The 26,657-nt window shown below is 36.9% G+C and carries 17 protein-coding genes; 3 read left to right on the plus strand and 14 right to left on the minus strand.

Going from position 1 to position 26,657, the window contains the following annotated elements; genetic code table 11:
• Positions 1-7 precede the first annotated feature (7 nt).
• The 5 genes from CYTFE_RS0112330 to CYTFE_RS0112350 all read right to left on the minus strand — a co-directional run bounded on the left by CYTFE_RS0112330 (position 8) and on the right by CYTFE_RS0112350 (position 10,077).
• Complete coding sequence (locus tag CYTFE_RS0112330) at positions 8-3,127, minus strand: SusC/RagA family TonB-linked outer membrane protein (RefSeq protein WP_052343174.1); 3,120 nt, start codon at positions 3,125-3,127, stop codon at positions 8-10.
• Positions 3,128-3,397: 270 nt separating this feature from the next.
• Positions 3,398-4,099, minus strand: a complete 702-nt coding sequence (locus CYTFE_RS0112335) for a FadR/GntR family transcriptional regulator (RefSeq protein ID WP_027472043.1) — start codon at positions 4,097-4,099, stop codon at positions 3,398-3,400.
• 130 nt (positions 4,100-4,229) lie between these two features.
• Positions 4,230-5,990 (minus strand): polysaccharide lyase 6 family protein, encoded by a 1,761-nt coding sequence (locus CYTFE_RS26320; RefSeq protein ID WP_161636335.1) that lies wholly within the window; start codon positions 5,988-5,990, stop codon positions 4,230-4,232.
• A 442-nt stretch (positions 5,991-6,432) separates the two neighbouring features.
• Entirely contained in the window at positions 6,433-8,910 is a 2,478-nt protein-coding gene (locus tag CYTFE_RS26325) for a DUF5686 and carboxypeptidase-like regulatory domain-containing protein (RefSeq protein WP_044214309.1), read from the minus strand.
• 351 nt (positions 8,911-9,261) lie between these two features.
• Positions 9,262-10,077 (minus strand): universal stress protein, encoded by an 816-nt coding sequence (locus CYTFE_RS0112350; protein WP_027472044.1) that lies wholly within the window; start codon positions 10,075-10,077, stop codon positions 9,262-9,264.
• A gap of 403 nt (positions 10,078-10,480) precedes the next feature.
• Here CYTFE_RS0112350 and CYTFE_RS0112355 point away from each other — a divergent pair, with 403 nt between their 5' ends.
• Complete coding sequence (locus CYTFE_RS0112355; RefSeq protein ID WP_027472045.1) at positions 10,481-12,433, plus strand: ATP-binding protein; 1,953 nt, start codon at positions 10,481-10,483, stop codon at positions 12,431-12,433.
• A 427-nt stretch (positions 12,434-12,860) separates the two neighbouring features.
• Here CYTFE_RS0112355 and CYTFE_RS0112360 read toward each other — a convergent pair whose 3' ends face one another.
• The 8 genes from CYTFE_RS0112360 to CYTFE_RS0112400 form a co-directional block, all read right to left on the minus strand.
• A complete protein-coding gene (locus CYTFE_RS0112360) occupies positions 12,861-13,307 on the minus strand; it encodes a putative signal transducing protein (protein WP_044262788.1) in 447 nt (148 codons plus the stop codon).
• 378 nt (positions 13,308-13,685) lie between these two features.
• Positions 13,686-14,132: a hypothetical protein gene (locus CYTFE_RS0112370; protein ID WP_027472047.1), complete on the minus strand. Its 447-nt coding sequence runs from the start codon at positions 14,130-14,132 to the stop codon at positions 13,686-13,688.
• Positions 14,133-14,172: 40 nt separating this feature from the next.
• The gene (locus tag CYTFE_RS0112375; protein ID WP_161636300.1) at positions 14,173-15,975 is read right to left on the minus strand and encodes a V-type ATP synthase subunit I; all 1,803 of its coding nucleotides are present in this window, start codon (positions 15,973-15,975) and stop codon (positions 14,173-14,175) included.
• Between the two features lie 8 nt (positions 15,976-15,983).
• Positions 15,984-16,595 carry a V-type ATP synthase subunit D gene (locus tag CYTFE_RS0112380; RefSeq protein ID WP_027472049.1) on the minus strand — a complete coding sequence of 204 codons (612 nt, stop codon included), beginning with the start codon at positions 16,593-16,595 and terminating at the stop codon, positions 15,984-15,986.
• 105 nt (positions 16,596-16,700) lie between these two features.
• Positions 16,701-18,017, minus strand: a complete 1,317-nt coding sequence (locus CYTFE_RS0112385) for a V-type ATP synthase subunit B (RefSeq protein ID WP_027472050.1) — start codon at positions 18,015-18,017, stop codon at positions 16,701-16,703.
• Between the two features lie 72 nt (positions 18,018-18,089).
• Entirely contained in the window at positions 18,090-19,883 is a 1,794-nt protein-coding gene (locus tag CYTFE_RS0112390; RefSeq protein ID WP_027472051.1) for a V-type ATP synthase subunit A, read from the minus strand.
• On the minus strand, positions 19,867-20,730 hold the full coding sequence (locus CYTFE_RS0112395) for a DUF2764 family protein (protein ID WP_027472052.1): 864 nt from the start codon (positions 20,728-20,730) through the stop codon (positions 19,867-19,869). Before CYTFE_RS0112395 ends, CYTFE_RS0112390 begins: the two co-directional genes overlap by 17 nt.
• Positions 20,731-20,735: 5 nt before the next feature.
• Positions 20,736-21,344 carry a V-type ATP synthase subunit E family protein gene (locus CYTFE_RS0112400; RefSeq protein ID WP_027472053.1) on the minus strand — a complete coding sequence of 203 codons (609 nt, stop codon included), beginning with the start codon at positions 21,342-21,344 and terminating at the stop codon, positions 20,736-20,738.
• A gap of 473 nt (positions 21,345-21,817) precedes the next feature.
• Here CYTFE_RS0112400 and CYTFE_RS0112405 point away from each other — a divergent pair, with 473 nt between their 5' ends.
• The gene (locus tag CYTFE_RS0112405; protein WP_027472054.1) at positions 21,818-22,447 is read left to right on the plus strand and encodes an NAD(P)H-dependent oxidoreductase; all 630 of its coding nucleotides are present in this window, start codon (positions 21,818-21,820) and stop codon (positions 22,445-22,447) included.
• Between the two features lie 61 nt (positions 22,448-22,508).
• Here the strand turns inward: CYTFE_RS0112405 and CYTFE_RS0112410 are convergent, their stop codons facing one another.
• The gene (locus CYTFE_RS0112410) at positions 22,509-23,816 is read right to left on the minus strand and encodes a T9SS type A sorting domain-containing protein (RefSeq protein WP_027472055.1); all 1,308 of its coding nucleotides are present in this window, start codon (positions 23,814-23,816) and stop codon (positions 22,509-22,511) included.
• Positions 23,817-24,446: 630 nt separating this feature from the next.
• On the opposite strand from CYTFE_RS0112410, the gene CYTFE_RS0112415 reads away from it, so the two are divergent.
• Entirely contained in the window at positions 24,447-26,645 is a 2,199-nt protein-coding gene (locus CYTFE_RS0112415) for a B12-binding domain-containing radical SAM protein (RefSeq protein WP_027472056.1), read from the plus strand.
• The last annotated feature ends 12 nt before the right edge of the window (positions 26,646-26,657 follow it).

Raw genomic sequence — 26,657 nt, forward strand, 5'->3', positions numbered from 1 at the left:
TATATCATTAAAAACTAATATCAATACCTGCACTATATACCCTTTGAATCGGGAATGCACCTCGTTGATAACCATCAACCAATGGGCTTGCATAATTACTGCCTGATGTTTTGCGCGCCTCAGGATTGATACCTCTATAATCATCCGACCACCAATACAAAAGATTTTGTCCACTCAAATAGAACCTCACATTCGAAACTCTTATTTTTCGCGCTAAATCTTTAGACAAACTATAACCAACAGTAAGATCACGCAAAGCTAAATAGCTAGCATCCTCAACAGCATAATCAGTTTGAACTTGTGTGATCCCATTTCTTTCATAAGGTGTTTTTCCATCACCAATATTATTTTCATCAATCCAGCGATTTTGGTTAAAGTTTTTATTATACCGTACTGTTTCCGCATAATACACATCCCCGTTTACAACCTCTGCCCCAACTACACCTTGCAAAAGAAAAGAAAGGTCAAAATCTTTATATGTGAAATTATTCGTTACACCAAAAGTAAAATCTGGCAAAGGATTACCAATTGCAGTATAATCACCAGCATCAATCGCACCACTATTATCCACATCAACGGCTCTTAATCCACCGGCTGCATCATTGATATGCGAAGGATTATTAGCAATTTCATCTTCTGATATCCATACTCCTTGTGTTTTAAAACCATAGAATTGCACCAATGGTTCTCCAACCCTTGTAAGGTACATCTCACCTCTTTCACCAGTAGTAATTTGTTGACTTTCACCTCCCAGGTCAAGCACTTTATTTCGGTTCATAGAATAGTTAAAAGTCGTACTCCATGAAAACAAACTACTTTTAAAATTATGAGTTGTCAATACTACTTCAAGGCCTTTATTTCGAACTTTGCCCTCATTACTCCATGCTTCAGTAAAACCAAGAGCCGAGTTAACAGAACGCTCATACAACAAGCTTTTCGTAATGGCATAATAATAATCTAACCCTAAATTAATACGTCCATTTAAGGCTGTCAAATCAATACCATAGTTGAACTCATTGGTTTGTTCCCATTGTAGAGAGGAATTACCAATTACATTGGATGTATTAGAAATACCGGAAACAACCGAACCATTTGAACTTCCTAAAGCATAACTATTAGACGACAGCATATTTGTATTGGCATAATTTTCAATATCATCCGTACCAGTAACACCATAACTAGCGCGTAATTTCAACTGATCTATCCACGAAATATTACTCTTAAAAAACTCCTCTTCAGAAATACGCCATCCCAAAGAAACGGAAGGAAAATATCCCCAACGATTATCTTCACCAAATTTAGAACTACCATCTCCCCTAAAACTAGCTGACAATAAATACTTATCAGCATAGGAATAAGAAAAACGAGAGAATAACGATACCAATCCTTCTTCTTCCTCCCAAGTACCTGTAGCCAATTCATCATCATCATACTGCAATATAGATCCTGCAGCATTAAGTGTTTGTATATAATCCGTAGCAAAGTTATTTCCGTATATACCGGCTGTTTTTGTATTTCTCTTTTGAATAGAGAAACCTAGTAAGGCATCAAAACTATGAATTCCGGATTTTTTATTATAAGTCAGAATATTTTCTGACAACAGGTCTGTGAATAATTGATTCTCATACAAACTACTATTGGGAGATGAAGCGGTCTTGGAATTTACATTTTCGTAAGTATCTTCTTGAGTATACACCAAATTAAAACCATTTGTTGTTTTAAAAGCTAGCCCTTTAGCCAATTTTAGTTTTAAAAACAAAGAACTCTGCATCCTGTAATCATTCCTAGAGTAAAATTGATTATTCATAACCGACAGTGGATTGTTATTGGAAGTACTATAAGGGGAAGCCGTCACTGTCCTTTCCAATCCGGTTTGTGGATCAATTCCTGTATATGTTTTATTACTGTAGTGATATCCATGAGAATAGCTTCCTATTTCCTGACCTGTAAGTGCTGCCGTATATTCGTTATGATACACAGGCAAAAAACGAGGAGTACGTACAAAATCAGTAAATGGGTTGGTTGGCTTGCTTCTTTTTGTATAACTTGGAGCCATAGAAACACCAATCTTTACAGCATCCGATAATTCTGCTTCAATTTTAGAACGAACATTAAAACGATCATATTTATTCTGAAGCATAATACCTTCATCTCCTAAATAGGAAGATGAAATATAATATTTCAATCCTTTATTTCCTCCTGACACATTAAATTGCATATTAAATACACCTGCCAATCTCAGGGCTTCTTCTTGCCAGTTGGTATCTTCAGTCTCTAATACAGCCATGGCTAAATACATATCACCCAAAGTCGTTCCTGAAAGATTAGCTTCATTCACCTTCATATCAATAAATTCATCCCTGCTCATCATAGGATGTAACTCATAATAATCTTTCACTCCATAAGATGCACGAACATTATATGTTGGTTTGCCTTCATTTCCATTTTTAGTAGTAATGATTATAACCCCATTGGCAGCACGAGAACCGTAGATAGCGGCAGAGGCCGCATCTTTCAACACTTCCATTGATTCGATATCAGCAACATCGACCAAACTAAGACCATCCGAAACAGGAAAACCATCCACAATAATCAATGGCTGCCCGTTTGCACTGATAGAGCCATTACCCCGAACTGTAATATTGGGAGACTCTCCAACTTGGGACGTCGTATTTTGAATTTGCACCCCTGCCACACGACCTTGTAGCAATTGATCAGCTCTTCCGCCTGGTATGTCTTCCAATCCAGCAGTCTCTAATTTGGCAATTGCTCCTGTAAGGTGCGACTTCTTCATTGCACCATACCCTACAACTACAACTTCGCCCAAATCAGCCATATCTGCTTTCATAACAACATTTATATTCGCCTGATCTCCAAGTAACGTTTCCTGAGTCACATACCCTATAAAAGAAAAAACAAGTGTCGCTTTTTCCCCTCTAGTTGTTAATGAAAATTTACCGTTAATATCAGTAATTGTTCCGTTTGTGGTTCCTTTTTCAACCACGTTCACTCCTACAAGAGGAGATCCATCGTCCGCATCAGTCACTAAACCTGTAAATGTTTGTCCAAATACATGAGTAAACAACCCGGCACATAAAAATAATGTAAATAGGATTTTCCTTTTCATTAGATTATAATTTTTTCCAAGAATTCATAAGTTTCCCACAAATAAATCCCTAGAATTATAACAATTAGATTTTTTATTTAGCTTTGTAGATACAATACACCCCTGGTACAAGCTCATAATATTGTCGAGATGAATGAGTTTGTCAATGATTTTAAGGGACTTGTATTGCTACTCGTTAATTAGTGCGTTTCGACGCACTAATTTTTTTTAACTTGAATCAACTCTCATGATATTCATACATTTTAAATTATACTTTAGATAGTTTATAGTTTATTTTTTACTGAATTCTAATACATCATGCAAGTGATCAATCATATGTTTTTCAGCCAAATCCCCATCTCCATCTATAATCGCCTGCAAAATTCCTTCATGCTGCATAACGCGCTTTGCTTTGCGTTCCTTATCACATACTTTCTCTGCAATATAGATTTTCAGAATATCAGGTAAAATAATCAAAAGCATCGTTTTAATCACCGAATTATGACTGGCTTCCGCAACACGCAAATGAAATATAAAATCTTCATTTTCAGCAGGCAAGCCCCTATCTACCCTCACATTATATTTATCTAACGCTTCCTGTATAGCTGCAATATCTTCATCTGTTCTTCGAACAGCAGCCTGTTGCACTGCAAATTTCTCCATCATTACACGTGTTTCCACCAACGAAAAGAAATCTGGCTTTTCAATTTTCATGATATTAGAAAGCAAACCCTCCATGGCTGCTATATCCACACCATTTACCACCACCCCACTTTGTGGCAAAGTATTTAAGATGCCTACAAATTCCAGTTTTTTTATGGCATCGCGAATATAAGTTCTCCCAACACCTAATTTTTCAGACAACTTTCGTTCTGACGGCAACTTATCTCCCGGTCTGAGATACCCTGTTATGATCAACTCTCTAATTTGTCTGATAATTTTATCAACCGGAGTCTCTACTTCTATCGCTTTAAAGTTCTCTAATAGCTCCATAATTCAATATTTTTCGCTTATTTTTTTTGATTTCCCAATAATTGGTCAACCAAAAGTAATCCTTTTTCCCCTACCTTAAAACTTTGTTATACCATACTACTTTATAATTCTAGACTACACAGGTTTTTCTTTAAAACATTCCATTATTAATCAACAATTTATAAGACTGATAATATTGTTTCTTAGAAACGAACCTGGCCAACAAGATCTTATTTCTATCCTCTATACCTATGTGGGTTGTTAGATTAGTGATTTTTCCACTATTAACTATCCTACCCGAAACATCATACAAGCTATAATTAATCGGAAGAAACGATGCCTCATTTACGCTAAAACAAATACTTCTTCTATCCACTACCCACTTCACCATATCTTTCATTTGATACGCTTTATTAAATATTCCCAACACAGGTTCTTCCTGATAGGCATAAGGACCAACCTCATTTTTTTCCAATGGAGATATTAATATTTCTGATTCCATATATTCGTCACACCCTATATCCTTTTTCTCACTTCTACTTTGGCCATCAATATCTTCAGTCAATAATGGAAACTCTCCTTGAGCAGCATCAATCAACGGACTAGAGGAAGCAGGACGCCACATACCCTCCGTATACTCCAGATGAGGATCTGCCAATAAAAATCCATCACTCAGTTCCTCTTCTTCTTCATCTGCATTAACCACATTACCCAACCAAGTGATTTGCGCTGAAGCATCCTCAATAACTACATGATTGCTTCCACTGGTTTTATCAATCACATTATTCGCAAAGGTACAATTCACAGGAGCCAAACTCTTTTCTGCATCTTTACCTGCACCCACCATCAAAGGCATTTTACAACCAACTATCGTATTAAAAATCACCACGGCATCCTGCACTTGGAAGTATCTATTCAACGGAGAATCTGGCACTCCATTCATCAAACATATGGCAGATCTGTAATCATCCCCTTTAAGTCCTTCAAAATAATTATTATAAACCTGATGCCTCTCTCCAATAATTCTCACGCCACCCGAAGATTTCTCATTTCCAAAAAAGAAGTTGCCATACACTAAACAATCATTGCCATGGCGAAGGGTCAAACAACCTGCACAATCCCTGAAAGTATTATATCGATAGGTGTTAAAACATGATTTATTGGAAATAATTTCAATCTCGCCATCACATTCCTCAAACAGATTAAACTCTACCATAGCGCGCGACTCTTTCATACTATTGCTACTCGTTCCAATTCTAATGGTTTCGCCACCATTGTATCCCAAATCGGGTCGTGACCCAAAATAATTATGGTCTATCTGTGTATAATTGGGCGTATCATTCAACCATACTACCAGTGTTGTTCCTGAATGTTCTTTTCCTGAAAACGAACAATGGTCCACTCTATTATACGCCCCATACACCGACACCCACTTATAATCCATATCCTTGTCTGTTGGATTATAAGATACAATGGTACAGTTAGTCAACCTAGAATGACTTGCCAATTCAGACGAACCATTTCGAAACTCAACAACAGCCCCCGAAGAGGAATAACCATTTTCAAAACGCAATCCATTTACCTCGAGGTATTCACCTGCTATCCTTAATGTTGAAGTTCCTGACAACACAACACCATTGCTTTCCTCAACAAGTAAAACAATGGGCTTTCCCTCTTCTCCCATTCCTTCAAATATAATTTCTTGATCTATCCAGGTACCCGAACGCATTATCACAGTATCTCCCGCCAATAAACGCTCCGACAAATCAGCTATTTCGCTAGCCGAAGAAACACTATAGCTTGTCGCATGAACCGACACTCCACACAAAGCTGTGATAGCTATGATGAAGCATAGACCTAATCGAACCATTCTAATATTTACACTTCTAATATCTCTCTTTAAAACTTTCATTTTCATGTTATAAAAAGTCTTTTACTCACTCTATACCTGATGAATTGTAACACAGGAGCAAATTAGACATTGATTTACCACTAATTTGGTAGACCAATTTATATGTATATTTTTAAATTAACAAATATTAAGGATTTTTTTTTTAACTCAACCTAGAGTCAAAATCACTCAAAAACCTCAAAAGCAAGTATACATAACACATACGGGCAATTTTATAACAAATCGAAAAAAACAACTTCCTCAATAGAATATTGGTCGACCAATTAAATCAAAGCATATAAAAATATAAATTTATTGAAATATTAGAGCTTCGTCTTGACGAATTAAAATTGCAATCAAAATTGATAATAGATTTTCCAATGCATTTTCCGGGTACATAGTTCACTCCTAAACCGGTTTATACATGAAGAAGAAACAAGTCCTTCCACACACTTTAAGTCCCTTAAAGTTTAATCTCAAATTTAACACGAACCCCAAAAGATGGAGCATCTTGGATAGATTGTGGAGCCAGACGCCACACACCTTCAATACGAAAAAAACGAAAAACATTTTCCAAGCCGGCACCAACTTCAGCATAAACACCTTGGACAGAGCGAATAGAATTTGGCATAACAACACCGTTCTTTTGCTGCTCACTTAAACTACCCATCATTGTTTTGGCCGACAGTACTTCGCGCAGACCTAGGCGTTTTAATAAGGGCATACGATTAAAAAAGAACCCATTCAGATGATATTCAATATAACTATTAAAATATTGATCATGAACAAACTCCAAATAATTAATCATATTAAAATCGTACCTATAATACCCATAGGTTTCATTTCCCCGAGGTATCTCAAGCATAGTATAGGGGAGTGTACCAAATATTTTTCCCACTTCGAATGCATAATTTAAGAAGGTTTGCCCGAAATATTTTTTGTGCTTAAAAGTTGCATGAACCTTAGCATATCCGTTCTCCTTATTTTCAAAAGAAACATAACCTCCAGATAATGCAACATTCACAATCGGATGATCACTTCCCGTATACAACCTTCTATAACCTTTATCAATATATTTTTCTTTCCATGATAAACGAAAATTGACACCTACCTCGAAGGCAGATATAGAACCGATCTCATTTCCCTGATAAACATAAGGATAATATTCCGGCGAATACTGCTTCATGTAATCAGTCATCAATGTAGTACTCAAACCCGTACGCCATTCATGTTCAAAAGAAAATTTCACACTTTGTTGACGATATAACTCGTCGAACTCATCACGGGCAAAAATGGTAGAAATCAGGTTGGTTTCTGAAGGAGTTAACATGTTTTCATACAAGTATAATATTTTACGATTCTCCCCCATTCTGATATAACTATCATCATAAGATAAGTTTAACACATTTCGTTTTGCAGTTGGTATTTTATACCCAATACCTCCATGGCCTGTCAGCAAATTATTTTTAGTACCATACCCCAATCCGCCGTAAAACATCCAATGCTCACTAATCTCTGAACTAGTTCTACCACCAAAGAAAAAACGCGTACCTTCAATTTTATTAGATTCCAAAAATTCAGTATAAGGCCCCACCTCAAATTTACCCACATCAAAATACCCTGTCATCCCCATCTCTACGACATCATTGGCTAATTTTACACTCGGCAGCTCATTCAAAGAATCAATAACTGCATATTTATCCAGATCATCCCTCGTTAATTTCTGGTGTCTGATATTTGCCCAATAAACAGAATCTCTTTCTTTCGCCCCATTTAAAGCAACTGCCTCATATTTTAAACTACGATCTGACAATTCAATTTCTTTCACTGGATTAATTTGCACCTTACTAAAAGACGTGAATTCCTGAAAGGTCAGTTCCAATCTATCTTTGGTAGTATCACCCCTTACTGGCAAGTAATCGAAAACAGCACTGGTATAACTAGATTTGTAAAATGGAATAGAATCATGCAACAATTGGTAGGCCGCCTTGATTTTAAAATTCTTAATAAAATTTAGTTGATTACCCGCCGAAACATCAGCCTCAATCTTCTGAATAGCAAAACGCTCATCATCTATAAGCATATAGCCTCGAAAAACATTCTCACCTTTTCTTTTGGGATAGAAGGTAACTTTAAAATATTTATCTCCATCTACCCTTACACTATCTTCCAGATAATAACGATAATAGAAACGTCCATTATCTGCAATAGGACTCACAAAGTTCTGTTCGTAGAAGTTAAGGTAATTATCGTAGTAATTAATATTAATATCTAAACCACTGGTATACCCCCCTACCTCCAAGTTATCCAACAGACCAATACCTGAAGTTTTATCGGCCAACACTGTTGATTTCTCCTGCAATGGTTTTCGCTGAAACTCATTATATACTACCTGTTCCGAAAAATAAACAGGCAAGTAAAAAGAGCTATCTTCGGCTTGCTTAAACAAATGCTTATGATTTCGGAAAGCACGCGATTTCATCAAACTCTTTTCCGCATTATTGAGATTATAGTCCCATTTAGTATATTTTTGATAAGCGTATCTATCGTAGCGTTCGGGGTTATTTATTGATTTATTTTTTATGGCATTTTTTAAAATCCACCGCACACGATGATCCGAAGGCAATACCTTCACCTCCTCCAATTCTGTCACAGCCGGAAGAAGCTGAACGTTTAATTCAGACAATACATTTTCAACGCTTATGGTTTTGGTTTCAAATCCAATGGCAGATACGGTAACCGAATCCCCTGAAAAACGAAATGCAAACACTCCAACTGTATCTGTTATGGTACCCTCAGATGTTCCTTTAACAAAGACACTGGCAAAAGGAATGGGCTCCTTTGTATCTGCCGCCATGACACTTCCCTTTAAATAGTGCATTTGGGCATGCATACTCCAGCAAAAAAAACATATAATAATCGAAATAAATAATCGTATCATTGCGTTCAACCTAAAGTAAATTTAAGTAAAGACAATAGGTTGCTCTCATAGTTGTCTTCATAGTGTTATAATTTTTCTGGTTTAGGTGACCACAAAGAAAATACAATTATTCTATTTTATATATTAATTCTTACTAAATGTGTAATTTTTATGGTTCAAACGTCATATAAGGGTATGACAACAAAAGTCCGTTTAAAGCTAAAACTCCAAACGGACTTATTTTCGTCTCCATGCTTCAACCACCATGAAACTATTATCTTTTAAAGGCCACAACAACTCACAAAAAAGAATTTTCCCATATAAAAAAACACTTTATCATGGCTCGTTTCGTCCACTGAACGCTCCAATCAGCTACACCTGTTTGTCGTGCAAAATAAGCATTGGATGTTCAGGATTTAGCACCATCTGCTTTGTAATACTAGGATGAAAAATACGATCAAAGAAACTAACATCACGACGAACCATGGCAATCATCTCAGCTTCATTATCATCCATAAACTTGCTAATACCCTTAGCTACATCTTCTCCTTCAATAAAATTAAAACTTAAATCGATATTTGGAAAGTGTGCAGCCATTTTACTTTCGGCATCCAAGCGATTGACATACTCATCTTCTAGCACGTTCACAAACATAAGTGCCGATCTAAACCTATCAACAATATCACGAACTGGGTTTAACACAGCATCCTTAGCCAAGTCTTTCAGGTCTGTAGCAAACACAATTTTCTCCGGTTTTTTAAACTGTGCACTTTTAGGTACCACCAGAATAGGTGCTTTTATACTTTTAATAACTTCGTAGGCATTTGATCCTAACAAAAAGTTTTCTAAGGCAGACTCACCTTTACACCCCAGCACAATTAGATCCGGATGATGCTGCTGTACATAATGATCCACCATATCAATCAGAGATCCAAAAACGGAAAGAGCCTTTACATCAACCTCGGGGAAAACGCGTTTCAGAAGGGTCACTTCTTGTTTTAAACCCTTCTCGCTTTCGAATGCCATCTCTTCTTTCACCTGCATTACATACGGGCTGCCACTAAATTCTAAATCATAAGCATTTAACAAACTGAAAAGAACTTGATCGTCCTTAAACATCTTTAAGGCATAAAGAGCGGCATTTCGGGCTGTGTTAGAAAAATCAGTCAATAACAATACATTCTTCATAGCCAGAAATTTAACATCTAAAGCAATATTTACACATACCGGCTTCAAGCTACCGTAAGAGAGAAATGTCTGAAAACCAAAGTTTTTCAGCAATAAAACCAAGCACTACCATTTATACGATAAAAACCACACAAAAGGTTACGATTTTTGTTAAGTTTTTGAAAACAAATTTTACCATTAGATACAACATGTGGCTATGAAAGTATACCGTGAGTAAACAAGCCGCTAAGTTCATACACCATCACGAAACAAATATCAATACGTATACCTTTCTAGACACGTTCATAAACGATAATCTTTTTGTCATCAAATATATTATAACCTTTCCTCTACACACACGTTATACTAACATACAAATCACAAAGCCTATTACAATGGGCCATAAATAAGATACATTCGCCTAATGATATTCATCCCAAAAGTGCCCATTCGTCCCATTTTGGTTTCGGTACTCTGTTTTCTATTACTTATACTAGGTGCCTATAAATATGGAAATTACCAAAAAGGACTGTGGGAAAAAGATGTAAGAAATACCTTACAAAAGGTTCTTATTTCCAAAAAATCAAACCTAGAAAAAGCTCTATATTCTCGAATATACTATACCAAAGGTATCGCTTCTTATGTTTCGTTAAAACCTCATATTACAGACAAAGAATTTAATATACTAGCCCACGACCTGGTTAGTCAGGACACAAATGTGATCGGCTCCATGTCCCTTTCTAAAGATTGTATCATTGGCTCAATCTACCCTCTCAAAGGTCACGAGGCAGCCATTGGCCTCGATTTAATGGAACATCCAGAGAGAAAAGAGATCGTAGAAAAAACAATAGATACCCGACAAACATTTGTGGCCGGACCCGTAGAACTGATAGAAGGAGGAACAGCCTTTATTAGCTACACCCCCATCTTTGACAAAACAAAATCAAAAGAAGGTGTTTTTTGGGGGCTCACTGATATCGTTATTTTAATGAAACCATTATTAATGGAATCAGGCATCATTCAGGAAGAAAATGAAATAGAATTCTCTTTAAGAGGATACAACGGATCAGGATACAATGGGAAAATATTTTACGGAAAAAAAGATATCTTTGAAAAACAACCGGTAAGTATTGAAATCAATCTACCATATGGACATTGGGTATTGGCGGCAGTTCCTAAAATTGGCTGGAATGCATTTTACAATCAGGATAAATTTATGCAAATATACCTTATTATAAGCTCTTTTATCATAAGTATACTTATGGGAATGGTTTACTATAACAATTCAAGAACACAAAGAAGCGAGAAGAAATTAAAAGCCATATTCAAATCGTTAGACAGTCTTATTTTTGAATTTAATAGAAACGGAATCTACAAAGACGTTGCTACCACAAAGCTAAGCCTACTATTGAAACCGGCCAAGGTATTAATTGGAAAATCAGTAAAAGAGGTATTTGAAGAAAAAATTGCCCAACAGATTATAGATGCTATTCAACATTGCATTACTACACAAGAGTTAGTAGTTATGGAATACCCTATTCTACTTAATAATTCAACGCTTTGGTTTCAAGGCCGGATATCCTACAAGAGTAATGATTCCGTTATTTTTAACGCCATTGACATCACTGAAAACAAAAGAAATATTGAAAAATTAGAAAAATCTGAAGTAGACCTAAAAAAATTAAACGGCATGAAGGACAAGTTTTTTGCTGTTTTATCGCACGACCTTCGTAATTCTTTGGGTTCATTTATGGAAGTAGTAGAAATACTTATTTCTAATTACAATCTATTTTCAGAGGAAGATAAGAAGAAAAAACTTGAGGTAATATATAATGCTAGTAAAGAAGTAAATGGCCTATTGGAAAATATATTGGAATGGCAAATATTCCAAAGTCGTTCTTCTGAAATAGAACTAAAAATCAATAATGTACATAAAATTTGCGAAGAAGTAATAAACCAGTTTAAACTAGTTACCAACAAAAAACAAATTGAGATCATTAATACCATTCCTGAAAACACAGTGGCCTGTTACCATCCCAAATTATGTTCCGCCATATTAAGAAATATCCTATCCAATGCCATTAAATTTTCACACTCCCAGGGCACTATCAAGTTATATTGCTACCCGACAACTAAGGATAACAAAGAATACCTGACCATATGTATTGAAGACGATGGCATTGGAATGCATAAGGAAAAAATAGATCAATTTTACGCTTCCAAATTCATTTCCTCGAGCCTTGGAACCCTAAGTGAGAAAGGTACTGGACTTGGTATCTTTTTATGCAAAGAGTTTGTTGAGATGCAAGGTGGGCAATTATTTATAGATAGTGAAGTAAATAAAGGGAGCAAGTTTTCATTTACACTTAAAGCGTAACCGCATTTATTAATCAAACGGTACGTAATCATAAAAACATAAAAAACAACCATTGTATCTTTAAACTCATAAACAACGAAGCAAATATAAATTCCGGGTTGAAAAATTCTGCTGCAGCATTGGTATTCTGTTATAGAATTAAGAGCAGTGTTTCTATAATGAAGCGTCTACATGTGTAGCGTAAATAGTTTTAGTAAATGGAATTCCTGCATTCATGAAAAAGCGTTAAAAATAGGCAAAGGGAGCATTTAGAAAGAAATGCTTATTTGAACAATCAAACTCCCAAAACCCTACTAAGCAGGAGCTTTTGTTTGCATTATAAATTTATTCTTTTCACTAGCCAAAACAAAAATTTCGGAGAACTTATTAAACGAGCAAAACTTCCAAAGTTATGCTGAAAGCCTATGCCATTTATTGTTGTACGATGTTATTTTTTCCTTTTGAATTTCCATTCTTTCGAACAGTCAAAACACTTATAAGAATTTCTGAAAATCGGAAAAATAGCTCCAAGTAAAAGATACACAACCAAAACAAGATAATCAGGATTCCTTCTTTTTCCTATATTCTCAGAGCGACAATAAGGACATTTCTTTTTGTCTGATTTCACTTCATAAAACAAAGTTTCTACTCGGTTCTTTGTTTTATGCGCATCTCCTATGTAACCACCTTTTTCCAAGGTTTCTATTCCCTTTTCATAATCTAAGGTTCTAACCAACAACTTCACTCCTCCAATTGCATTCGAATAGAAATTATTTACTTGAACGGTCATTTCATCTTTCACAATAGTTTCGATTCCTTCTGAGTCCAAATATGTTTTTACCATATTAGCTTCATGTGGATATACAAAACTTGTTAGAATCTGCCAGTCTTTCATTTTATCTAGTTTTTGTCTCTTGGATATAATTATGTTTTTACGCTGTATTGAATAATACCGTACCATCGGTATAAAATGACGGATTACTCCACTTACCCCATACTTGTCAGAAACTGAACAAACCTCCTAAGTTTCAGATACTTCATTAGCTTTTGCCTGTTTTATTAATTGGTCTGTCAATAGTGCTTGCTCTATTGTAATTATTAAAAGGTTCTTCTCAAGAAAATCAACTGCTGCGTTTTTATTTTTACTTGCATATAACAAATACAAATTTAATAATGTAATAGAGCCAAATAACTTTCATTGCATACCAAAAAAACCGATGACTTTCGCCATCGGTTTTCAAGTTTATATCTATTGAACATTCTTGTTACAGCACTATAATGCACCATTAATTAGGATAACCACAAGCAAACCTAAGATGGCATACAACTCTGGAAATACACCAAGAATCATCGTATTTGCAAACACTTTATGACCTGAACCGATAGCAGCGATACCACTGGCACAAACCTCACCTTGACGGATACCTGAGAATAAACCTGCCAATCCCATTGCAATACCTGCCCCAAAGATGGCAGAAGCAACAGTCCAATCCACAGTACCACTCAACAATCCACTCATCACGAAAAAACCCACAAATCCATACAGACCTTGTGTACTAGGCAGTGCCGATAGTACCATATAGTTACCAAAGGCCGAAGCATCTTTTTTCATTGCTCCAATAGCGGCATTACCACTGATTGACACACCATAAATACTTCCGATACCTGATAAACCTACCATTAATCCGATTCCAATATAAGCTAAAACGATTGGTTCCATAATTTTAATTTTTAAGATTTTATTAGTTTATTTTTTGTAATTACTTTGATGAGAAGGGTTCATATTTATGGCCGCCACCTTCGAAACCGGCATTTTTATAAAATTCTACAAATGTTAATCGCAGGGGATGCACAAACGATCCTAACAGTGCCATAAACAGGTTTAAGCTATGACCAAAAGCCAAGATCAAAATCATCACCAGTTGTCTAAGCACCACTGTATCCGGACTCAAATCCATAGCCAACGAATTAAACACACTACCTAGGATAGCACTAGACAATCCTAATGCAAACAAACGAATATACGAAAGCACGTCTCCCAATAATCCAGAAGCCATACCATAAGAATCCCAAAGGCCAGTACCAAAGTTCAGCAGTATATTCTTTCCGGGGGTATTATAAAGCAATGCGGGGATTGCCCCAATAACACCTGCTACAACAGCAATTTGATTACCCAGAGCAACATCAATCATACCCTGTGATCCCAGTCCATAGGCCGGAATAGCGATAGCTACAATAATGATCCATCCTATTTGTGCAATGGAATATTTAAAACCATATACGCGAGCCAGATTAACCGCTTTTAATATCATACCAAAAACCACTTGAATATACCCCAACACCAATGATAAAACCATCAGGTTATCGGTATTTAAAACATAATTTTGGTATTCCTTAAACCAAGGTTGTATATATTCACCAGTAACGGCGTCCTTACCAAACATAATTCCGAAGAACGTCCCTCCCAGTATACCCATTATGGTAGTAGAAAGACCCAAAAAGAATCCTAACCACAACAATGGTTTTATCTTAGGCTTCGCTTTGGTTAATCCCCAAAGAGTACCCAATACAATTAGAAGCCCATATCCGGCATCGCCCAAGCAAAATCCGAAAAACAACATGTAGAACGGTGCAAAAAACGGGGTTAAATCCAGTTCTTTGTGGTTGGGCAGTGTATATAACTCTCCAATAGACTCAAATAAACGAGCAAACCTACTATTCTTTAACTTGATAGGCATGTCATCTTCAGGTGTTGGTGCGTCAATGGTATACACCAATGCTTCCTGATCCAAAGCTCCAGTAAAGTCTTCCTGCCCTTTTGCCGGGATCCATCCCGTTAAAACAACCAATTTATCATCGGCTACTTTTTCGCCACTATTAAAGACCTTGGCATAGTTAATTTCACTTTCCAGCTGCGCAATTGTCTGCTCTAACACCTTTGTGGCATATAAGCTTATTTCGTCCAGGCTAGCATTAACACGATCCAATTCTTTTTGCTTCTCTTGAATTTGTACTTCAAAGAAAGATGCTGCATGCTCAAGTTCCACTTCATCCAGGTTAGGATGTGTTAGCTTATCCCCACGAGAGACAGCCATCAGAAACATTTCACTTCCTTCCTGATTCACCAATTCTATATCAGCTGCTTCACGCCATTGCTCATCCCAATTTTTATCCTCACAGATTAAAAACTGCACATGATAACCGGCCTTTCTAATCCCCTCGATTGTTTCCGGATTAAAACTACCCCATGGCAAAACACTTTCTTTTTCCTTTTCAAGCGAAGAAATATCCTGAGAAAGAATCGTAACCTGATGATTCAGGTCTTCAATTCGTTTCATCAACTCTTCACCATCACTAATCAAAGGAGCAATCTCTTCGTCGGTTCTGCGTGAATCCATTTCATTAACCAAATTCTTTAGGTGGTTAATCTTAGTGATTTTAGCCACATTTTCTGTGCTCAATTCACTCTCACCCACTTCCACATGCAGAACTCCAAGATTCCTCAATTTTTCAAGAACGTTGGTATATTCTCCATGATAAACCAACAATGATACTTTCTTCATGGATTCAATCATGATTCCACCTCCTGTTCTTGCTGTTTTTGTTGACGGTCTTTTACAATTTTTTGTGCCGATTTTGAAAGGTTTTCTTCATCCTCTAGGAATCGTTTGATCTTTCTAATGGCATCTTTATAACCGGGTATTTGAACCTTTTCGTATAAGTTAACCTTTTGTGTTGTTTTTTTACGGGCTACATCCAGCAATTGCATCTTTCGCATAAACACTTCACGCTCTATGCCAATCTTTGCCAGATCTTCAACAATTTTAACTCCGTCTAAAAACCACACTGGCTTACTAAAAAGTGCAAACGGCTCTTTTTTAAATACAACATCTTTAAGCACCGGGGTTTGAACTCCTGCAATTTTTTTACTTTCCAGCACCACATCTTCAATAGATATGGCTTGCATGTCAAACTCACCCCAAAGTCTTGATATTTTATCTAAATCAGCCATTTTGGTTTCAAGTTCATGTCCGAGCTCATCTGCTCGTTTTTTTGCTCTTTTCACCTCAATACGCAGCGCTGCTTCTTTATTCTGCAGTGTGGGCAAAGCCTTCTCACGAATCTTGAGCTGCTTGTCCATTTGCTGTTGCGAGGTTTTGTTATATTGAAACTTTACGGCCATACTATAAAATTTAGTATAAAGTAGTAAGTATAAAGAATAAAGACTATGCTACTTATTACAATTTTGTTAAAAAATCTACTATCAGTATACTTTCATCCCTATACTTTATTTCCAATATTTATCCATAAATTCCTGACGTACAGCCACCTCTTCGCGAGAGAAATTTTTATGAAATAAGCCCCAAGTAATATCCAACATCTTTTCTGTACCGATATTAATATCTACCGCCAGAATCTCATTAGAATATTCTTTTGCGAATTGAAGCGTACGCACGTCATAATCCGTCAGGTCAAAACCATTCTCCTGCTTGGTTTTAGCATTGGCAGCATCCGCATACAAACGGATTGCCGCATTCATCACCTGCGGATGATCTTCGCGGGTCTGTTTTCCAATCACGAGCTGTTTCAATCGCGACAAACTACGGAATGGATCAACAATCACCTTACCTATATCCGAATCCATACGTAAAAACAACTGTCCTTCAGTAATATACCCTGTATTATCAGGAATCGCATGGGTAATATCTCCACTATTTAGCGTTGTTACAGCAATAATAGTGATGGAACCTCCATGTGGAAATTGCACTGCTTTTTCATAAATTTTTGCCAAATCAGAATACAAAGATCCTGGCATACTATCTTTAGAAGGGATCTGATCCATACGGTTTGAAACAATGGACAGAGCATCCGCATAAAGGGTCATATCTGTAAGAAGCACCAATACTTTTTGCTGTTTCTCTGCAGCAAAATATTCTGCGGCTGTCAGGGCCATATCCGGAATCAAAAGACGTTCCACCGGAGGATCTTCTGTGGTATTCACAAAACTCACGATCCGGTCGAGTGCTCCTGCATTATCAAATACATTTTTAAAGTACAGATAATCATCATTTGACAATCCCATACCTCCTAGAATAATTTTATCGGCCTCTGCTCTCAGGGCCACATTAGCCATCACCTGATTATAAGGTTGATCCGGGTCAGCAAAAAACGGTATTTTTTGTCCGGTCACCAAGGTATTATTCAGGTCGATACCAGCAATACCTGTGGCTATCAACTGCGAGGGCTGCTTTCTACGCACCGGATTCACAGAAGGACCTCCTGTTTCAACCACTCGTCCTTCCACTTCCGGACCACCATCAATAGGTTCGCCGAAGGCATTAAAAAAACGACCCGCCAATTGATCTCCCACTTTTAATTGCGGCGGACGTCCAAGAAAAACCACCTCTGCATTGGTTGGGATTCCCTCTGTACCACCAAAAACCTGCAGTACAATTTCATCCCTCATAATTTTTACCACCTGAGCCATACGCCCGTCCACCAACGCCATCTCGTCGTAACCAACATCGCTAGCTTTGATGGTTACCGTGGCCTTGGTAAGGTTGGTAATTTTAGTATATACTTTTTGAAATGCTTGCGTTTCCATGCATCTATAATTTTTAAATGAAGCGTTCTTTCATCTGTTTAAATTTATTTTTCAATGGTCAGATGAGAGCGCTTATAAAGTTTTACCCACAAGAGCCTCCTCTTTCAAGGATCCTTTCATGATATCTTCCAACTCATTCTCATAAGATTTAAACTTATCTGAATCCCACTCTGAATAGTTCATTTGTTTCAGCAGATTTATAATACGTTTAAAAAATGCATTCACATCGTCAAAACTATCAAAACTGAATTTCATATCAGTTATCCCCAATACCTTCTCTAACATATATTTTTGACGAGGCATCGGACAGTTGGCATCAATCTTATCAAAAGAATCCTGCTGCAGAATCACTGCATCTATCAATTCAGAGTTCCAAAAACGCTCATGAAATTCCAGTGGCACACCATCATCTCCAAGGATATTGATTTGTTCTTGTGCTTCACGGCCTCTCAAAAGCAAAGTTTTGGCCTTATTCACATCACTCAGCCAGTTTTCTCCTACATTTTCCTTTAAGAAATCCATTACTTCAGGATATTCCAGGTACTTGGAGTAACTATCGATAGGATCAATAGCCGGATACCGTTTACTATCAGCACGCCCCTGATTCAATCCGTAAAAACAGCGCGCTGCCTTACGTGTTGATTCTGTAACAGGCTCTTTAAGGTTACCTCCTGCAGGTGAAACAGTACCTATAAAAGTGATAGATCCAGACTCACCATTGTTTAGATAAACAAAACCTGCTCGGGCGTAAAAACTTGATATGATAGCAGTCAAGTCCATTGGGAAGGCATCCGGTCCGGGAAGTTCTTCCAGACGGTTACTCATCTCACGAAGTGCCTGCGCCCAACGCGAGGTTGAATCAGCCATCAATAATACTTTTAATCCCATGGAGCGATAATACTCTCCAAGTGTCATAGCAGTATAAACAGAAGCCTCACGAGCAGCCACTGGCATATTAGACGTATTTGCAATAATGGTAGTACGTTCAATCAACTTACGTCCTGTTCTTGGGTCTTCCAACTCAGGAAACTCTGTAAATATCTCCACCACCTCGTTGGCACGCTCACCACAAGCTGCAATAATAACGATATCTGCCTCTCCAAACTTAGAAATAGCATGTTGTAACACTGTTTTACCCGTACCAAAAGGCCCAGGTATAAAACCTGTTCCACCTTCTGCAATAGGGTTCAAGGTATCCAATGTTCTAACCCCTGTTTGAAGCAATTTAAAAGGACGTGGTTTTTCACTATATGCTTTAACAGCCATCTTAACCGGCCACTTTTGTACCATGGTCAAATCAATATCGTTTCCATCAGCATCTGTCACTGTAGCAACAACATCATCTACGGTATATTGTCCCGGTTCAACCACCTTTTTCACGGTATAAGATCCTTTAAATTTAAAAGGAACCATAATACGGTGAGGCATACTATTTTCTGGTACTTCACCCAGCCAGGAACCCGCAGATACTTCATCTCCGACTTTGGCAATAGGTGTCCAGTCCCACTTTTTTTCTCTGTCTAAAGGATCGGTGTAATCTCCTCTTTTCAAGAAGACACCATCCATCTTATCCAAATCATTTTGAAGTCCGTCGTAGTTTCTAGAAAGGATACCCGGTCCTAATGTTACCTCAAGCAAGTGACCTTCGAACTCAGCTTTCGTTCCTACTTTTAGACCACGGGTACTTTCAAAAACCTGCACATAAACATTTTTGCCCATAATTTTAATTACCTCAGCCATCAAGTTATTCTCGGGATGCTGGATAAAACAAATTTCGTTTTGGGCCACAGGTCCATCAACCTCAACAATTACAAGGTTGGCAATAATACCGGCTACCACACCGGTGGTCTTATTTTTTCTTTCCATGGCTTAATTTATATTCTTCAGGAAATTCGTAACTGCTCTGTAATTCAGTCAATAATTTTTGGAACATTTTTTTACCTTCTTCCTCATTTAAGGCGGTCCATCGCTCAACGATCAATAACTTATATACGAATGCCAGCACCCTTTCTACTGTAAAATAGTTAAAGACTGTGCTTTCATCGAGATAGTTCCATTTTAGGCGATCAATTTTAAGCTCTCGTTCCAAAATATTTTCATCTTCATATATCTGAATCAATGATTCCATATATTCAAGTTCATTGGCCAAGCCAAAATCTCTCGATCTGCTTTTTACTAAAGCTTCAACAACATCTCCGTCTCCAATCAACTCCTTTTCATATTCCATTTCGTACTTACGTCCTGTAAGTGAGGTGAATATATTTTTCTGGTTGATTTCAAATTCTAGAAACTCATTTAAAAATGTATTGGACAAACTTTTTAAATAATCGGAATACATCTTAAATAAGATCACATCTGCACTTACTTTCTCTATGCTTTCTTCTGCAAATAAAATTTGCTTTGCAAAATCCACAAGGTAAGCAGGAAAATGGTCACCTTCCAGTGCTTCCAGCTGTTTTTTATCCGTTAAGGCTTCCAGCTCCAAGTCAGTGTAATTACCCCTTGGATCAAACGCTTTTTGTTGCTGATATAATAAATTAACAAGATTATAATGATCGAAAGGCAAATACAGTGCTTGCACCAAGCTAAAGTCTCGTTCTGTCAGTTCCTCATACAACATTTCTCTGAGAGCAATGGAGGAGAACAATACTTTTTTGTCACCCAATAAAATATCAGGTAAGCCGGCAACTAGACAATAATAATTTTTTGCCATGCTTATTAATCTTCAAATAATAATTGGTTTGTTTTGGGGCGAAGGAAGGACATAAAGAAATTTTTGAAATCCTCCTCAGTAAAGCTAATCACATAACTTCCATCTGAAGGCCCAACTTTAAAGCCAGATTTCACCGCCGAATCAAATTTAAAGGATAGCCCTTTGTTTATCTCGGCTGCAAAACTTTTTGTAATCTTTTCATCTAACTCTGCTTTATCTGCATCCGGAAGAACAATATTTATATCAAAGTTACCTGTCTTGGTCCAACCTTCCACTAATTTAGTGATTAAGGACTGAACATATTTTTTATCGGAGAAGACCTCATTTAGCGTTGGCTCAGCCACGGCTGCAGTAATACTTTTCCCTATTTTTTGGCGAAGCGTTGAAATGGCCTGTTGTGATGCCAATTTTATTTCTGCTTCAATATTACGCTGGGTTTCGGCAGCTTTTCTTTCTGCCTCTTCTATTTTAGCAGAAGCAGTTTGCTGTGCCTCTCCAACTATCTTTTCGGCCTCTTGCCTGGCCTTTTCAATGATGGATTCAGCTTCCTCGTTGGCTTTTTGAACGCCTTCGGAATACAGCTTATCCGTCAGTTCCTGAAGTTTTGATTGCATGATACTTATTTATAGTTAACTTTAATATTCTTGTCTCAAAGACTTTTATTATCTACCTATTAAGAACGCTTACATTTATTTACAAAACAGGACGTTTTGTCTATCGCCATACCTTCTTATCCCTAAGTCTCAACATTATTTTTAAAAACCTGGCACAATTTAAAGTTTCTTTTAAGAAAATCCACTTATAATATACAATGTTTTTAAAAAAATGTGCATCCAATTTTAGACACACAAAACAATTGACTTTTCAGATAACGCCATTAGCAGTTTAAGTATTTATCTCTATAAAACTACTTTTCTTTTATTAATACAAGTTTAATAAATTAGATGAAACGTCAAATTCTCCTTATTAACCATATTAAACAAGGAGTCAATTATCATTTTTTCAAATACACACTACCACTCAACAAGCAAACACTTTAGAAGCTTTTTGGTTTAAGATATATTAAAATACATTAAAAAAAAGAAAGATGGAATTTTTAAAAAATTTAGAATGGAGGTATGCTACCAAACAGTTCGACCCCACTAAACAACTAACTATAGTACAGTTAGAACATATATTACAAGCCGTTAACCTAGCGCCTTCGTCGTATGGTTTACAACCATTTCGAGTTATAGTAGTTGATAATAAAGAACTCAGAAACAAGTTAAAGCAGGCTGCCTGGGGACAAGCACAGGTAACAGATGCTTCGCACCTCATTGTTTTTGCTGCTCATCGTAATTTAACTAATTATGACGTAGATAAATTTCTGGATAGGATTGCACAAGTTACAGGAGTCTCCCAACAATCGTTAACAGAATACGGGAATGGTATAAAAGGCAAAGTGAACAATTTCAGCAAAGAAGAACGTTTTATATGGGCATCCAAACAGTGTTACATTGCTTTAGGATTTTTATTGGCTGCTTGTGCCAACATGCACATTGATGCTTGCCCAATGGAAGGATTTGAAGCTGCCAAATTTGATGATATTTTGAACCTCAAAGAAAAAGAACTTAGCAGTGTGGTTATGGCAACAGTAGGCTATCGGGCAGTGGAAGATAAATATCGGCACCAACCTAAAGTCAGAAAAAATCCTGAAGAATTGGTTATCAGATTATAAAAAAAGCGCTTTAGGTTTCTTCATTACCTAAAGCGCTTCATTCAAAATGTGTGTTTGTATTCTATTTCTTTAAAAACTTAACTACTTTCTTAGAAACCAAATCTTCCAATACTATTTGATAGAGTCCGTTATTTAAGTCAGATAAATCATAAGCCGTTTCATCTCCTCCGGGCACTTCAAACATTTTAACCACTACTCCTGATACACTCATCACCTTAACGGTTACCATTTCAGACTCGAATCCGCTTAAATTGATGGTTACTGGTCCGTACGATGGGTTAGGATATACTCCATAAAAGTCATTTTTCAATTCAGGAGTTGCAGTAGACAAATTTCCCGCTTTTAAGCTCCATGCATATTGTTCCGGCTCAAAAATATTGTTCCACTTGATATAATATGTTTTGTTAGCTGTTGCATTTAAAACCAATTCAGACTGCAAGCCATTGGCATCATCACTAAATGCAATTCGCTCCGAATCACAACCTTCATACACCTCAAGGTAAGTATCTTCATTGGTCAACAGTGCCGAGGTTATGGTAATATCTCCATCTTCAAAAGCCACAAAACGAAACCACTTATCCGTTCCTGAATCATGATTAATAGGTGCCTCATTCAAATTATATACATCAATGGCTTCACTACATCTTTCTCCCGATTGCCAACCACTTTCGGTAATACTCCAGTCGATATCTGTATCAGAACCTGAATTATGCATCGCAATAAGATAAGTTTCTCCGCTTTGTCCTTCAATTGCAATCTTATGCGGATTCCAGCTACCATCATTATTCAATGTAGAAGTATAGCTACAGTCATTAAAAACAGCAAACTTACAATCTGCGTCATTGGCACCATTTGTTTCAATAGTAATTTTCCCATCTCCACTCGCGGTATACTGAAACCAACGATAGTCATTTGAAGGAACAACAGACTGCATACTTCCAGCGGAAGCAGGAATTGGATCACTACAAAACTCTCCTGATTCAGCTTGTGATTCTGTTAAAAACCATTCAAAAATTTGACTGGTATATTTAGCCCGCCAACAAATCCAATAACTTAAACCACTAACCACTTCAAAGTTAACCTCTGATTGAGTTTCGCAATAATCATCACTAAAAGTGAATGCTTCTGTTCCGCATCCATCATAAATTTCCAGATAAGTATTTGCACTTGTTTGCCCACAAGAAGAAACCGTTACCTTACCACTGCTAGTGGCAGTGTATTTAAACCACTGATCTCCTAAAGAATTGTCTGAGACGTTAAGTCCCTGCTCCACAATTACTGCTTCTTCGCACACTTGACCTCCCTGGGCCAGTGATGTTTGTATCGCCAGTCCCCAAACTATAAGCGACAATAAAGTAAATTTAAACATATCAAAATTTGTGTTGTGTTGTTGTGTTGTTGAAAATTTTAATTCTCTATTTCATCCTTTTAATAACGCTTCTGCATATTTAACATCCTATCAATTTTCCCCAAAATCAAACAATCGGTTAAACAAACACTTAAGCCAGCTCCAACTTCATTCTAAATTTTCATTCGTCAAATCAAATTACACTTTAATAATTAATTTTCGACAGTCTGTCAATATTAACGAAAGAGAATATAAAAGGTTTCAAAATTACATCTCTTATGCCAATATGTAAACAACTTAAATTAAAAATAACCAATAAACAACTAACAATCAGTATTTTAGTAAAAAATTAATAAAACATTAATATTCATTAGTTGATCACCAAAATAGTTAAAAGCAAATGCAATACAGAAATGCCTGGTAAAATAACGACATTATCTATACAGTTATTGCATTCTAATTGAATTTCAATATGTAGCGTAGACATCGCAAAAGTATAAAACATTAGTAGGCTAGAAATATTTTATGATATCGAGAAACATTTTTTAACATTTTTTAAGTATTTACATTGTATTTGTAGAAGTCTGATGAATAAAGCGAATACTACGTAAGTATTTTATATTTTTGCAAAAACAACAAACAAGACTAATTTTGGATACCAACATACTTCTTATCAGCCCCCCTTTTACACAGTTGAACACGCCATACCCGGCAGCACCATATTTAAAAGGATTTTTAAATAGCAAAAACATCAGATCCTATCAAGTTGACCTAGGGCTTGAAGTCATTTTAAAAATTTTTTCAAAAGAAGGGCTTACACAAATATTTCAAACAACCGACAATATAGACGCTCCCCTATCTGACAATAGCAAACGGATACTACACAATAAAGACAAATACATCCATGTCATTGACCATGTAATTTCATTTTTACAAGGCAACAACGACATGCTATCTCACCGCATATGTTCGGATCACTATTTACCCAGGGCCTCTCGTTTTGATCAGGCTGACGATTTAGACTGGAGCTTTGGTAATATGGGCATTCGCGACCGAGCAAGATACTTGTCCACACTCTTCCTGGAAGATATTTCTGATTTTATGGTGGAAAATATTGACCCCCATTTTGGTTTTAGCAGGTATGCAGAAAGACTAAGCTCGTCTGCCTTCTATTTCGATTCTATCTATGATGAGCTTCACGAAGAAAACTCTCTTATTGTTGAATTTCAGCTTCACATATTAAAAAAGCATCTTCAAAAAGAGCACCCCACGCTAGTGGCCTTAACAGTTCCATTTCCCGGCAACTTATTCTCTGCACTAAAATGTGGTGAATTAATTAAGAAAGATTACCCTCACATAAAAGTATGCTTAGGGGGTGGCTATGCCAATACAGAGCTGCGCTCATTAAGCGATCCCAGAATATTTGAATACCTTGACTTCATCACCTTAGATGATGGCGAAATGCCTTTATACAACATCGTAGAATATATAAAAGGCACACGCTCAATAGACACCCTCAAAAGAACCTTTGTAGCAATAAAAAATAAAGTTGAATTTGTTGACAACTCCGAGGATAAAGATATTTCATTCAGACAGTCCGTATGTCCAGATTACAGCGACATCAACGTAGGACAATATATCTCAGTGATTGAGGTCACCAATCCTATGCACCGACTATGGAGCGACGGATTTTGGAACAAATTAACTATGGCACACGGATGCTATTGGGGTAGGTGTACTTTTTGTGACACAACCCTGGATTACATTTCCAGGTTTGAACCAGCAACCGCAAGTGCTATCTGCAACAAAATGGAAGAGATCATAAACACCACAGGCCACTCAGGTTTTCATTTTGTAGATGAAGCTGCGCCTCCCGCATTAATGATTGGGTTAGCCAAAGAAATTATACGCAGAAGGTTAAACGTAAGCTGGTGGACGAATGTACGTTTCGAAACCAGCTTTACCAAGGATGTTTGTTCTCTACTAAAGAGGTCTGGGTGCATAGCTGTATCCGGAGGACTAGAGGTGGCATCTAACAGAATACTGTCTTTAATTAACAAAGGAGTTAGTGTTGAGAAAGTAGCCCAAGTATGTAAAAATTTTACCGAAGCAGGTATTTTAACACATGCCTATCTAATGTACGGCTTCCCAACCCAAACGACGCAAGAAACCATTGATTCGCTAGAAGTGGTAAGACAACTTTTTGAACAGCAAATAATACATTCGGGGTTTTGGCATCAATTTGCACTGACGGCACACAGTCCGGTTGGAAAAAACCCCGGCAAATTTCATGTTGAAATAAAGCATCCCGAAACAAACCCCTTTGCAAACAACGACCTAGAACATATTGATCCCACAGGTGCGCACCATCAGAACTTTAGCGCCGGACTTAAAAAATCACTTTTTAATTTCATGCAGGATGTAGGCTTTGACCTGCCCTTGCAACAATGGTTCGATTTTAAAATCCCCCACACCACCCTTCCTTACAACTTAATTTCAAAAGCACTAGACAACAACACACAACACACACCTAGCCCCAACAACAAGCTTATATGGATAGAAAACATACCCACCACCAGATATTACACCCGAAAAAAGAAAAACAAAACACATGAGATGTGCGAACTCACGTTTTTTCTCAGCTCTGAAACAACGCACCTAAACATAAAAGCCTCATTGGCAAAGTGGATACTAAGCTTGTTAGAAAAATGCACTATCGATAATGAAACCCAACCCACGTTTCATCAAGTTGAAAACGATTTTATAGAAAATAATTTAGGCGATTTCTCTATTTTTTGGCAAAGTTTTACACTTAAACAGCTCAAACAATTTGGATTGTTAATCATCTAATCGCATATTTGA

The sequence above is a fragment of the Saccharicrinis fermentans DSM 9555 = JCM 21142 genome, assembly GCF_000517085.1.
In the GTDB taxonomy this organism is placed as follows: domain Bacteria; phylum Bacteroidota; class Bacteroidia; order Bacteroidales; family Marinilabiliaceae; genus Saccharicrinis; species Saccharicrinis fermentans.